At 42.1% G+C, this 12384-nt stretch carries 11 protein-coding genes; 7 read left to right on the top strand and 4 right to left on the bottom strand.

The genetic code is table 11. The features are described 5' to 3' along the window. Nucleotides 1-248: 248 nt before the first annotated feature. From BQ9893_RS20450 to BQ9893_RS20435, 4 genes are all read right to left on the bottom strand, one after another. Nucleotides 249-842 (bottom strand): Crp/Fnr family transcriptional regulator, encoded by a 594-nt coding sequence (locus BQ9893_RS20450; protein WP_075967742.1) that lies wholly within the window; start codon nucleotides 840-842, stop codon nucleotides 249-251. 242 nt (nucleotides 843-1084) lie between these two features. Next, nucleotides 1085-2218 (bottom strand): hypothetical protein, encoded by a 1134-nt coding sequence (locus tag BQ9893_RS20445; RefSeq protein ID WP_075967741.1) that lies wholly within the window; start codon nucleotides 2216-2218, stop codon nucleotides 1085-1087. A gap of 653 nt (nucleotides 2219-2871) precedes the next feature. Further along, entirely contained in the window at nucleotides 2872-3336 is a 465-nt protein-coding gene (locus tag BQ9893_RS20440; RefSeq protein WP_075967740.1) for a DUF3408 domain-containing protein, read from the bottom strand. Between the two features lie 4 nt (nucleotides 3337-3340). Then, complete coding sequence (locus BQ9893_RS20435) at nucleotides 3341-4039, bottom strand: ParA family protein (RefSeq protein ID WP_075967739.1); 699 nt, start codon at nucleotides 4037-4039, stop codon at nucleotides 3341-3343. Nucleotides 4040-4450: 411 nt separating this feature from the next. On the opposite strand from BQ9893_RS20435, the gene BQ9893_RS20430 reads away from it, so the two are divergent. The 7 genes from BQ9893_RS20430 (at nucleotide 4451) to BQ9893_RS20400 (ending at nucleotide 12367) form a co-directional block, all read left to right on the top strand. Beyond that, nucleotides 4451-4789, top strand: a complete 339-nt coding sequence (locus tag BQ9893_RS20430; protein ID WP_075967738.1) for a plasmid mobilization protein — start codon at nucleotides 4451-4453, stop codon at nucleotides 4787-4789. Further along, on the top strand, nucleotides 4786-6186 hold the full coding sequence (locus BQ9893_RS20425; RefSeq protein ID WP_075967737.1) for a relaxase/mobilization nuclease domain-containing protein: 1401 nt from the start codon (nucleotides 4786-4788) through the stop codon (nucleotides 6184-6186). Before BQ9893_RS20430 ends, BQ9893_RS20425 begins: the two co-directional genes overlap by 4 nt. 26 nt (nucleotides 6187-6212) lie before the next feature. Next, entirely contained in the window at nucleotides 6213-7196 is a 984-nt protein-coding gene (locus BQ9893_RS20420; RefSeq protein ID WP_075967821.1) for a hypothetical protein, read from the top strand. Nucleotides 7197-7549: 353 nt separating this feature from the next. Further along, nucleotides 7550-8128, top strand: coding sequence for an RNA polymerase sigma-70 factor (locus BQ9893_RS20415; RefSeq protein WP_075967736.1), 579 nt, complete (start codon nucleotides 7550-7552; stop codon nucleotides 8126-8128). Nucleotides 8129-8181: 53 nt separating this feature from the next. Beyond that, the gene (locus BQ9893_RS20410; RefSeq protein ID WP_167369900.1) at nucleotides 8182-9183 is read left to right on the top strand and encodes a FecR family protein; all 1002 of its coding nucleotides are present in this window, start codon (nucleotides 8182-8184) and stop codon (nucleotides 9181-9183) included. A 245-nt stretch (nucleotides 9184-9428) separates the two neighbouring features. After that, entirely contained in the window at nucleotides 9429-10832 is a 1404-nt protein-coding gene (locus tag BQ9893_RS20405) for a sulfatase (protein WP_244155230.1), read from the top strand. Nucleotides 10833-10882: 50 nt separating this feature from the next. Beyond that, nucleotides 10883-12367 (top strand): sulfatase, encoded by a 1485-nt coding sequence (locus tag BQ9893_RS20400; protein WP_244155244.1) that lies wholly within the window; start codon nucleotides 10883-10885, stop codon nucleotides 12365-12367. Nucleotides 12368-12384 lie beyond the last annotated feature (17 nt).

Raw genomic sequence — 12384 nt, 5'->3', positions numbered from 1 at the left:
TTTCTAAAAATTACGCTCATGGCAATCAGACTTGAATCATGACGTTCATTGCGTCGTTTTCGCTTCAAACATATAGATTATATACGGACAGACAAATTTTATAAAACGCTTTTATAGAGAAGATAGCGTTTATTTAATTTGCATTAAAAATAGCCATGCTGTAAAAACTGCGATGTAGAATTATTCCACAAAAATAGCCGGATGGATTAGTTGTGTAAAACTGTCCGATCCGGCTGTGTTGAGATGAATCAGATACGCTTTCGGATATTACTCAATGCTTGGGGAGTGATTCCGATATAACTGGCTATGTCTTTCAATGGAATTGATCGCAACAGCCATTTTTCATTAGCCAAAAGCGTTTTGTAACGTGCTTCGGCATCCAATGTGTGAAAGTCCTCTTCCCGCTTGATTTTACAGTTGATAGACTTTTCCAGATGCATCCTGGCCAATTTGTTGAAATTGATGGATAACTCGTATAATTGGTGGAGGTCTTTTTTAGACAATCTCCATACCTTACACTCTTCCAATGCCTTGACATTGTAGTGGGCATAGTGCTCTTCATGTGAAAGGAAAAAATTGATAAACTCTTTGGCTTGGATAAACCGTGCTGAAATCTCTCTGTTCTCTTTATTCGGAAACCATAACCGGACGATGCCGGATTCCAGATAATAGAGGTAGCATACTTCCTCGCCCCTGGTGATGAGGTGTTCTCCTTTCTTGATATGGATAAACTCGAAATGTGCATCAAGATACGCCCATTCTTCATCTGTCATCCGCACGTGATGGTGGGCGTTCATGGCCGTCAGTGTCTCATTGATCAGGGAGGCAATTTTTTGAATCATTGGATTTGTTTTATGTTATATAAAGGGTACGGAAGCGTACCCTCTAACATGGACGTGGCGTTCCAACAACAAAGGCACGCCCCGCACCAGTTTCATACTGGTACAGGTACGCGCCTGATGTTGTTAATTCCTTAACGTATAGATGCCACTCTTTTGTTAGACAGGCGGACGTATGTAAAAAACGGACTGTCAGTTGCCTGACAATCCGCTGCAAAGGTACTATTTTATGATCTTTCTTCCAACTATTGAGGATTCAAATTAACGGCGAGATCTTCCGGACGAATACCTGCCACCTTTATATAGGTATCCCGGTAGATTCTTTCCTTAACCTCCTTGTCCTCTTCTGAGTAGAGCCATGAGGTAAATTCATGGTAGTATTCACCAATGCCGAATTTGAAGAAATCCTTATATTGATAATGTCTGTTCACGGGAATACCTTTCTTGTTTAACAAGAAGGATGATTTGAGCGCATCGTGATATTGCGAGGTTAGTATCGCCTTTATCTTTTCATCGAAATATTCCAATGTCTCTTGGTCAAAGAAGAATTGCACGGTGTAGGGCCACTTCTCCCCTTTCCCTTTGATGTACTGGTATTGGAATTTGGTTCTCTCCAGTTTTTTGTTGATACCGTTTAAGATGCTTGTCACTTTTTTCTTCCGATCATGGTTGTTCTTCACCATTACATCAAATTCCTTGGCAAGCTGATCTACCGTAATGGTGAAATAAGGTGCTTGTCCTTGGTCAATCTTATATTTGATCAGGTAAATCATTTTTGCCAGGTTCAGATAAAACTTGCGGTAGCCTTTGCGGTTGGGTAGGTTACGGTAGTCTTTCAGTTCCAGCAGATTGTATTCAGTAAGCAAAGTATTCATCAAATCTTTGCTCAGATGCACATTATAATTCCGCTTGGTGCGCTTTTTCGTGCCGAAGTCATCCTTTATCTCAAAGCGGTCCAGTATTTGAATGAACTTATATTGCGTCTTGCCATTCATGGCGTATGCTACACTGAGGTTGGATGTCCCTAAACGGTATAACGCCGCTTCAAAGGTGTTCTCTATCGGATGCTCTATCTTTTGCCCGTTCTGTTCGGTGATATATACCGGCCGTTGGTTGCTGAACAGGAAATCAAGCTGTTTCTCGGTCAGTTTCCGTTGCAGCCTGGTTCGTTCATACCCCATGACCTCGCAAAAATCGTTGATGGAGAACCAGCAGTCACCGAACAGGTCTTTCATTTGTGAAGATGCCACGTAAATGATAATGTCAGACATGACAGTGCCGCCTGCGTCAAATAGAACTTCCAATACTTTCGTGTTGGAAGACTCGCTAAGAGTCCTGGGGACTCTGCTCAACTCTTTTTGTGTATTACTTTCCTTCATAGGCGGACACTTGTTGTTTACTGATGCAAAGATACGTTTTTTTACGGAGATAGTGAATCTAACTCCCTATAAATGAAGATCCCAAAGCGTTTTTTTCGTGCTGTTTCTTGATTTAGTTGTGTAAAAGTGTCCCGAATGGCAGGTTTAGTTGTGCAGAAGTGTCCCGGGTCACTGATTTAGTTGTATAAAAGTGTCCTGAATGCAGATTCTAGTTGTGTAAAAATGTCCCGGCTTTCCTGTTTAGTTGTGCAGAAGTATCCTGAATAGTCGGTTAGTTGTGCAGAAGTGTCCCGGTCGCGAGAAGATGGTATCAAGTGTTAATTTACAATAGTATAGTTGATTATGTAGGAAATCTACCTTGTTAGTTGTGTAAAAGTGTCCCACAAATACATAAACTCATAAAAAACCTAAATAGAACAAAGAAATGATTTTATCACGGTATTCTTACTTTCGGAAAAAATTTTGAGGTGGAAGCAGGTGGGAGTTTTAGTTTTTTAACATATAGTATAGGATAATAGGGAAAGGGATTTTTCCGCAGTTGTGTAAAAGTGTCCCGGTTCAATGCCGGTCTTCACTAAAATGGCGTGCAAAAATAACGCCTGCCCGACAGATGCAGTCGAACAGGCGTATATTATATTTTTCCGAAAGTAGAATCAGAGGCTCATGTACTTCTTCAGTATCGCTTGAATCTCCTTGTTATGGCAGGTCAATACATCTTCAAGAATGTTGTTGGCGATATTGTGCATTCCTAATCCCGTGGCAATAGCGATCTGTTTCAGTTTTCTGTGGGTTTCGCTGGATATCCGGATTACTTCAGTATTTTTTATTTTTCGCTCTTCCAGATATTCCGAGAATTTTTTTTGGCCGACTTTTTTTTCTTCTGTTTTTGAAGAAGACTGTACAGAGGGTTTGGGTTCAGACTGAACTTCTTGGACGGTTTCTGTGACCGGAACCGATTCTTTCACTTCTTCATAAACAAGCTGCCCAACCGCAGGCTGAGAAACGGTATTTTCCGCAACGCTTCCGATTTGCTGGATTTCCTGCTCTTTTTTACTGGCACTTTGAAGCAATAGCTTTTTCATGGCGGCTGATGATGTCTTTTCTTTTTGAGTTGCCATAGCTTTATTCTCCTATATGGTTACAGATTAATTCCAATACTTCTTCACAGAACGCATCACAGGGATGATGGTACGCTTTACTCAGCGTGCTTAAATTGCGTTGATAGTCAACCCTTGAATCCTTGATGTAGTTTTGCATCAACTCAAAAGGCAGGGATTCTTTATTTTTCAGAATTTCCTTGAACTCCAGCACATTCGGAAGAACACGGTTCATAACACCACGCACGGTAGTCTTTTTGCCAATCTTTTGACGGCTTTCAATAATCCCTTCATAAATGTTATTGTAAAAGACTAATGTAGGTCTTAAATCGGTCTGGTTCGGTTCGAAGGGTATGATGGTCACATCAACGAAGTGTAACGTTTCAATCACACCGTTTTGTTTCAGGTTACCCGGAAAATCGACAAGTATAATGTCGTAATTGTCCTGAAGGAAATCCAGTTGGTTAATGAACTCAGAGGAAGAGATATTGATAACCTCATATTCTTCTTCCTTTTTCATGATTCCGTCCTCGGCTTCGTCCTCACGTAATTTTCCGATAGTGTTCTGCATGTCATCGATGTCCACAACGGCAATGGATAAGCCACCCTCTTCGTTTGACTGCGAATGAATATAACCTGCAAACAAAGCTGTCAGCGTGGACTTCCCTACCCCGCCCTTGGGATTCTCAAAAGCTACGACTACTCCTGGTAATATTTGTCCCATAATGTACGTTTTTAAGTATGTTCGCAAATATATAAATAATAAATTAAATAATCGCATACTTTTATAATTAATTTGTTATGCACTTATTTTCTTTGTTATATAAATAAGTAATCATACATATACATACTTTCGCATGTAATAACGAAAGCACTTTAATTTATAATTAAGTATGTATGTTCGTACTTTGTAATAATGTAATTAGTAACTATGTATTTTGTAGCCATTGGTATTCTGTTTTTGTGTTGCAATGTACATTGTTACTTTGTTACAAAGTGCGTGATTAATCTGGATTAAGAAATCAAGACTTTTATCCGGTTTTGTTTCACAGCTGAGTATTATTGCATATATTTGCTAATGCAAGGTATGTTTTTGTAGGTACAAAAAACCTTGCGGTAGCCGAGCTGCCGACCGATGTTCGTTACACTCACATACTCTGTATATATGAAAGAGAACCGAAATATAAGTATAAAGATTCGCTTGACGGAAGCCGAGAAAGAACAACTCCTCCAGCGTTCAAAGGAAGAGGGAAAATCCCTTTCTTCCTTTATCAGAGAGTCTGCCTTGAAAGGTAGAAGTATATCGAAAACCGATGTGCAAATGATATATGAACTTCGTAAAATAGGAGCCAATATCAACCAGCTTGCCAAACATATCAATATGCTTCCATCCGATGAAAATATCTTGTATTCATTGGATCGGATTAACCAATATCTTTTGGAAGTCGAAACCATTAACCGGAAATTGTTATGATAGCCGAGATACAGCCTTCTTTTTCGTCCCACCTTTCCATGAGCCGAAAAATTGAATATCAGCTTTCCAAAGTCAAGGAAGGAAACGGCAAAGTGCTTTGCACCTCCACCGATGACGAACTGGCCGCTATGCCTACCTATATGAAACTCATATCCCAGTTGAACGACCGGGTAAAACTACCTTATACGGAATTTATTCTGAGTCTCTATCCGGGAGAAAGCCTTTCCAATGAACAGTGGCTTTCTCTTGCCGGGGAATACATTGAGGGGATGGGGTACGGAAAGTCCTGTTATGCCGTTGTCCTGAATACCGACAAGGCGCACAGCCATGTGCATGTGCTGCTGACTACGATTGATGAAGAAGGCAAAAGCATTCCTTCTAGGAATAATTACAGCCGTTCCGAAAAGATATCAAGGGCACTGGAGCAGAAGTATGGATTGTTGCCTTTGGTAAAGGGAAACAGTCGGAAAACCACATTGGGGGAATCGCTGTACCGTAACTATTATTTTGATTCTGCTTTGAAAAAAGCCATGCGTAGTTATAATTACAAGGATAAGGTATCGGCTATCTTGGAACAATCCGATACATACCGGTCTTTGGATAAACCCTTGCAAGAAATAAAACTGGCCAATGAAGAGTGGCGTGTCCTGCTGGGTGATGAAAGCTATGACAACCTTTTCACATTGCTGGAAAAAGGAGGCTTTTTCAAACCCTTGTTCAAGGATGAACTGTTACAACAGCTTGACCGTATCTACTCTTTTTCCGAAAGTACATCCGATTTCCGAAGAAACCTGGAGCAAGAAGGATTGTATATGCGTCTGGTCACCAAGAAAGACAAATCCTATTATGTCTATGGCATCAAGGATTCTGGCTTTTACTTGAAGGACATTTCGCTTCCTCAGAAATATCGTTTTGGCGATATCCGTTTTGATGGCAGGAGCATGAGCGCCGATGAACAGAAGCATTATCTCTATGACCATGTGTTCAAGGCTTTGAACGCTTCTTCCGGATATGGGGATTTCAAGAAGAACTTGGCGGAAGAATCGATCCGGGTGACGGAACATGTAAACAGCAAAGGCGCATACGGGATTTCTTTCTATATGGAAAACGTGGAAGATCCTCATATCTTCAAGGGGGCGGAACTTTCCCGCCAGCTCACTTATCAGAATATCCAGAAGCATTTCGATGGCATGGCAGTCGTTCTCTCACCGCATATCGATAGGGTAGGGGAGTTCCGTGAACGGGTGGATCGTGAGGCTTTCTATATGCAGGGTGGGGGAGTTATGTCCATTCCGGATATTGACATCACCGGCAGCGGCAAGAGGTCGCAAGAGGATGATCTCATACCGTCCAAGAAGAAACGGAAACGCAAGAGTGGCCCCGATTTCTCTTTATGATGAATATTAACTTAATACATTGCTTTATGAATTATCAGACCGTTTTACAGAATTATCATCCCACTGAACAGGGGGATTTCATGTTGAGATATGAGGTAGGTGGCCGAGGATATGTCATTTACTCACCGGAGAAGGATGTGTTGTCTTGTATTGAATTGCATGATTTTTTCGAACTTACTCCTTGGCAATTGGCTTTTGTTCTTTCATTGGATATGCAACAGATGAGAGAACAGGATGAGTTTGCGTTTTCCGTATGCTGTAATAAAGAAAAGCTCTTGTCTTATCTCTTCGATGTGGAGGAAAGCAACACTGCTTTAAAGATAAAACATGTGTCCGGGTGGCAAGGTTATCTGATGGTGGATATCCATAAGCCGGACAGAGTACGGAACGTGTTCCAGTTTCATCCGGAAACGAAAGAAGCCCGTTTGGTCTTTGACAACCGGTTATGTGTCGCTTTTTTTCGTGAGAAAGAGAAAGGAAAGCTCATCCATCTCTGTTGGAGTCCTTTTCTCTTTGCTGCCATCGATAAGGGAGGAGAGCGTACCGCACCGGCTTATCTGTTGGCTTCTGATGCAGCCTTGTTGCATGGGTATGCCATGAAGCAGATTGCAGAATGCTTTGCCGGTACGCCGGCTGAAGAACGGGTTATCGGCATTCATGTAGGGGATAATGTCTATGAAGCTTTGTCTTTTTTGTGCTATTACGCCCGTAACGTGCAGGATGAATATTTGGTTATTCCTGAGCGGAAAGATGGGATGGTGATTCTTGAAACCCCGAAATGGAATCCGATACGCCAGGCCAACTTCGTGGCTTCACTGAACAAGATGGCGGTTGACCAGGCGAAGAAACACTATCCGGAAATGGAGGTTCAGAATGAACGGCCATTCACGTGCCTCTCTTTTGCCCGGAAGTCTTTCGTCTATTTCCCGGATCTGAAGGTGTATCAGGAGGTGTTTTTGAAGATGTATTTGGGATTGGTGAGGTTACAGGAGGTGCATTTGTTGGGATAAGGAAGAGGGTGTATCTAATGCTCAATTTGAAAGGAACCTGTCACAGATATTTGTCAGGGCAATGCACTAGCTCGCATTGCAGGGATAGGAAGGGGGAGGTCAATGTGCCGCAAAATACTGGCAATAAGCATTTTCACTCCCTTATAAAGCTTGTCATCATTGTTATCAGACCACTAGGCTATCAGGGGCTTATTGCTTAATAACTTAATGACATTGAGCATTAGCTTGGGAGAGTATATTATTTGAAGTGATTATGATTTTCTGTTTTTGCTAGGCATAATGAGCGATGATAATGAAAAATCAACTATTTTTGCATCAATTGTTTAAATAGTTGATTTTTATAATAATTCTGTATGCAGAAGGTTGCAGAGGGTATTTATATTCGAAATCTAAAAGTTGGTTCGTATCAGGCCTTCAATGCCATATATGGCATATACAGTAACCGTACAAACGGTTACTGTTATCGTTATACAAAATCGCATGAGGATGCACAAGATATCGTGCAGGAAGTTTTTACCTCTCTTTGGATAAATCGTAGCATGATCCGTGATGAGAATACAGTAGCTCATTTCCTGTTTCAAATTGCAAAGAACCGACTTATAAATAAATTTCGCACTCAGGTCAACTCTCCTGTTTATGAAGAATATGTGATCTTTTGTAATGATTCGGCTTTGTCAGTTGACGATACAAGTCGAAAGGTAGAATTTGATGATTTTTGTCAACTGTTGGAACAAATAAAAGGCTGTTTGCCAGTTACGCAACGGAACGTATATGAATGCTGCAAGGAGCAAGGACTTTCTTCTCATGAAACAGCTGGACTGCTTGGCATCAGTGAGCAAACTGTTAAAAATCAATTATCACTTGCCTTGAAGGTTTTCCGCAAAAGACTTGAAAGGTATAAAGCATTAACTTTGTTAATTGGACTTTTTTAGATGTAAAAAATGTAAGATTCATGGCATTTATAAGCAAAAATCGTGTCTTAAATATGATAAAGTATATATTGAACATGGAAGATTTACACACTAAATATTTGAAAAACAGCTTGACACAAGAGGAATTGTGTCGTCTTCGTGAAGAAATAAATTGTCTGTCTGATGAAGAGATCGGTCATCGGATGGAACAGGAGTGGCTTTCCAATGAGATGGAAGTCGATGAAGTTCCAGTTGTCAAACTCCGGGAGATCGGTGAAAGGATTACTGTTAAATTGAAGCCTCAATCTAAAATGAGTTTCGTGCTTTCGTTATTGCGTATTGCGGCGGTTTTGCTCATCCCTTTGTTGGTACTTAGTATGTTCTATTTTTATCGTCATTCGTTTGTTGCCGCTTCGCACGACATGATTATTTCAGTAGGTAAAGGAGAACGGGTAAGTATTGTCTTGCCTGACGGATCAAAAGTCCGTATCAACGCGTTGTCTATGCTTCGATATAATCCGGTGACATTTAATAAAGAAAGCCGTCAGATCAAGTTCGAAGGAGAGGCTTTTTTCGAGGTTGCCCATAATGAAGAGTTGCCATTTCTAATTTCTACCGAAGATATGGATTTGGAAGTGTTGGGAACTGTGTTCAATTTGAAAGCCCGTACGTATGAAGATGACATAGAGGTCCTTCTACTCGAAGGTCATGTTCTTTTAGAATCCTGCTCGTCTCACAATAAGTTGGAACTTTTCGAAAATCAGTGTGCAAGATTGTGTAAAGAGACGGGGATGTTTACAGTTATGGACGAGTTGGAGAAGATGGAGATTCCTTGGTTGTCAGAAAAGCTTGTTTTCCGAAATAGGCCGTTGAAAGAAGTGATCAGGGCCGTTGAAACAAATTTTGATGTTACTTTCCATTTTGTTGGATGTGATACGATTGGTAAAGATTGCTTCACAGGTACGCTTCCGGCTCGTGATCTTGGTGAAATTCTCGAGATACTTCATAAGAGTTATGGTTTCAAGTATGAAAAGAAGGGGCAAGTGATTTTTGTGTCAGCTCCTGCAAGTTCTTGAAACAGAGTATTGAAGAAACTTACTTACAGCCTCTTTTGATCGGTTTAAAATATCGTTTTAAGGATGTTATATGTTGCATAACATGGTTTTTCTTCGGTACGAATGAAATATTCTATCGTCTTCCCTAATATAAACTTGTTAATTGCATTAAATTTAAGGCTTGTAATATTTGGATGATTATATTTTGTGATGATTGAGAATACTTTTTTATTTACATTTATCACTTGTAAGAGTAACAATATACCATGAATACGAATTTGGGCATTTTAACAACCGGATATTTGTTTTTGTTTCCTTTGAAGGGTATGGCGCAGCAAGAATGTCCCAATATCATATTGATCAATATTGATGATTATGGATGGACGGATATGAGCTCCAATGGAAGTTCTTATTATGAGACTCCCAATATTGATCGGCTTAGGCAGCAAGGCGTTTGGTTCAATGAAGCGTATGCAGGCGCGGCAAACAGTGCCCCGAGTCGAGCTTGTCTGTTGACAGGGCAATATACTCCGCGGCATGGCATCTATACTGTCGGGGAGCCGAATCGGGGGAAGGCTTCCGAGCGCAAGTTGATTGCCATTCCAAACCGAGAGGTACTCGAATCTGGCATCCAGATGCTTCCGCAAGTCCTAAAGGATGCGGGTTACCAGACTTGTCATATTGGGAAGTGGCACGTGACGGATGATCCGCTTCAAAATGGTATGGATCGGAATATCGGTGGTAATCATGCCGGACATCCGAAGAGTTATTTCTCTCCCTATAAAAACCCAGGCTTGAAGGATGGGGAAGAAGGGGAATTCCTGATGGATCGATTAGGCAATGAGGCGGTAAACTACTTGAAGCAGGTGGACAAGACACGTCCGTTCTTCTTGTATTATGCGACCTACGAGGTGCATACTCCTTTGCAGGCTGAAGTTGAACTGATAGACAAATACAAAAAGAAACCGGTGACGGAAGCGCATGATAATCCGGTTTATGCAGCTATGGTCGAAGCGATGGACCGCAATGTGGGCAAGGTATTGGTCGCCGTCCGTGAGATGGGTATCGAGGAAAACACGTTGATTGTTTTCACTTCGGACAATGGAGGTGTATATAAGATCTCCCGCCAATGGCCACTTCGTGCTGGGAAGGGCTCTTTCTTTGAAGGGGGAATCCGCGTACCGCTGGTCATTTATCAGAAGGGACGTTTTGAGAAGAGAGAGATAAGGGATATTCCGGTTTTACAATTCGATCTCTTCCCGACATTCGTGGAGTTGGCCGGTGTTGATTCTCGCAGCTTGCAAATGGATGGCAGGAGCTTGCTTCCGTTGTTACGGGGACAGACGAAAGGGTATGACAAACGTCCTTTATTTTGGCATTTCCCGGCTTACCTTGAAGGAGATAAGGTGGATACGCGTGAATCGGGAACACCGCATTTTCGGACTCGTCCGGTTTCGGTGGTCCGGCAAGGAGCCTGGAAACTGATCGAACATTATGAAACAGGTAAACTTGAACTGTATAATATCCGTCAGGACGTTTCGGAAAAGAGAAATTTGTCAGCTGACAATCCCCGGAAAACAAAAACTCTTCATGAACTTTTGGAGAATTGGAAGAAGAAAGTAGGTGCGCCTGAACCGACGCAACCGAATCCAAAGTATAAACATGAATAATAAAGAAACGAAACAATGAAAAAAATATGAAGCATATAGGATATGTACCGATGTTATTTTTGGTAGGGCCATCGTTGGCTGCGCAGACCGATCGGCCGAATGTGGTTGTGTTTTTGGTGGACGACATGGGGTTGATGGACACTTCATTACCTTTTTTGACAGACAAGAATGGAAATGAAGTTCGTCATTCATTGAACGAATGGTATCGAACACCCAATATGGAACGGATGGCACGGCAGGGAATCCGTTTCTCCACTTTTTATGCGCAAAGTGTAAGCTCGCCTTCGCGTGCATCCATTATAACGGGGCAGAATGCCGCACGTCATCGCACAACCAATTGGATCAATCCAGAAAACAACAACCGTACGCCTTTCGGGCCAAGAGGCTGGAACTGGGACGGTATTTCGAAGAAGACACCGACTTTACCGCGTGTTTTGCAACAGGCAGGATATAAGACGATCCATGTGGGGAAGGCACATTTCGGGCGCATTGGGAGCGAAGGTGAGGACCCGCTGAATGTCGGGTTCGATGTGAACATTGCCGGTTCTTCTATTGGGCATGCGGGAAGTTATTACGGTGAGCACGGCTATGGGCACATCAAAGGGCAAAAAGCACGTGCGGTACCCGGTTTGAAAAAATATCATCGAACGAATACCTTTCTGAGCGATGCTTTGACGCTTGAAGCGAATGACCAAATAGACAAGGCTGTCGCTGAAAGAAAACCTTTCTTCTTATATATGGCCCATTATGCTGTTCATGCCCCATTTGAGACAGACAAGCGGTTTATCGGGAACTATACAGATTCTAATATGTCCAATAAGGAAAAGGCTTTTGCCACATTGATTGAAGGGATGGACAAGTCATTGGGCGATATCATGGATCATCTCCAAGAATTGGGGATAGCTGAAAATACTTTGATCCTTTTCTTAGGTGACAATGGATCGGACGCTCCGTTAGGAGATGAAAAGGGACATACCTCTTCAGCACCGTTGAGAGGGAAGAAGGGTAGTGAATATGAGGGCGGAATGCGTGTACCGTTTATCGCTTGTTGGGCAAAACAGGATGCCCGATACCCGCAGCAGAAGAAATTGCCGATCCAGGCAGGAGTTGTCCAACAGCAGATGGGGACGGTGATGGACATTTATCCTACGGTATTGGCGGTTACCGGAGTGGAACGTCCGAAGAATTATGTGCTTGATGGTTTCGACTTGGCGACACAGCTGGTCGGAGAGCGAAATGAGGCACGTCCGGAAAAGTTCCTGATGCACTTTCCGCATGAACACCGGGGTAGCTATTTCACTATCTATCGGGAGGGTGATTACAAACTGATCTATTATTACAACCCGGAACGTCCGGATAGACCTGCCTACGAGTTGTATAATCTGAAGAAAGACCCAATCGAAATCCATAATTTGGCAACCACCGATACGAGACGTGTTGTCGAGATGATGAAAGCGATGGTGAAACAACTGGAAGCCGAGGGGGCACTTTATCCGGAAGACAAGGATGGAAATATGTTGAAACCTATCATATAAATACATGGAACAATTAA

It is taken from the genome of Parabacteroides massiliensis (assembly GCF_900155425.1).
In the GTDB taxonomy this organism is placed as follows: Bacteria; Bacteroidota; Bacteroidia; order Bacteroidales; family Tannerellaceae; genus Parabacteroides; species Parabacteroides massiliensis.
This window is presented reverse-complemented; position numbering and strand designations above follow the sequence as displayed.

Excerpts from the sequence above, each read along its gene's own strand:
- BQ9893_RS20445 (WP_075967741.1), bottom strand. The coding sequence starts at position 2,218 with ATGAAGGAAAGTAATACACAAAAAGAGTTGAGCAGAGTCCCCAGGACT.
- BQ9893_RS20420 (WP_075967821.1), top strand. The coding sequence starts at position 6,213 with ATGAATTATCAGACCGTTTTACAGAATTATCATCCCACTGAACAGGGG.
- BQ9893_RS20435 (WP_075967739.1), bottom strand. The coding sequence starts at position 4,039 with ATGGGACAAATATTACCAGGAGTAGTCGTAGCTTTTGAGAATCCCAAG.
- BQ9893_RS20440 (WP_075967740.1), bottom strand. The coding sequence starts at position 3,336 with ATGGCAACTCAAAAAGAAAAGACATCATCAGCCGCCATGAAAAAGCTA.
- BQ9893_RS20415 (WP_075967736.1), top strand. The coding sequence starts at position 7,550 with ATGCAGAAGGTTGCAGAGGGTATTTATATTCGAAATCTAAAAGTTGGT.
- BQ9893_RS20400 (WP_244155244.1), top strand. The coding sequence starts at position 10,883 with ATGTTATTTTTGGTAGGGCCATCGTTGGCTGCGCAGACCGATCGGCCG.
- BQ9893_RS20450 (WP_075967742.1), bottom strand. The coding sequence starts at position 842 with ATGATTCAAAAAATTGCCTCCCTGATCAATGAGACACTGACGGCCATG.
- BQ9893_RS20410 (WP_167369900.1), top strand. The coding sequence starts at position 8,182 with ATGATAAAGTATATATTGAACATGGAAGATTTACACACTAAATATTTG.
- BQ9893_RS20430 (WP_075967738.1), top strand. The coding sequence starts at position 4,451 with ATGTTCGTTACACTCACATACTCTGTATATATGAAAGAGAACCGAAAT.
- BQ9893_RS20425 (WP_075967737.1), top strand. The coding sequence starts at position 4,786 with ATGATAGCCGAGATACAGCCTTCTTTTTCGTCCCACCTTTCCATGAGC.
- BQ9893_RS20405 (WP_244155230.1), top strand. The coding sequence starts at position 9,429 with ATGAATACGAATTTGGGCATTTTAACAACCGGATATTTGTTTTTGTTT.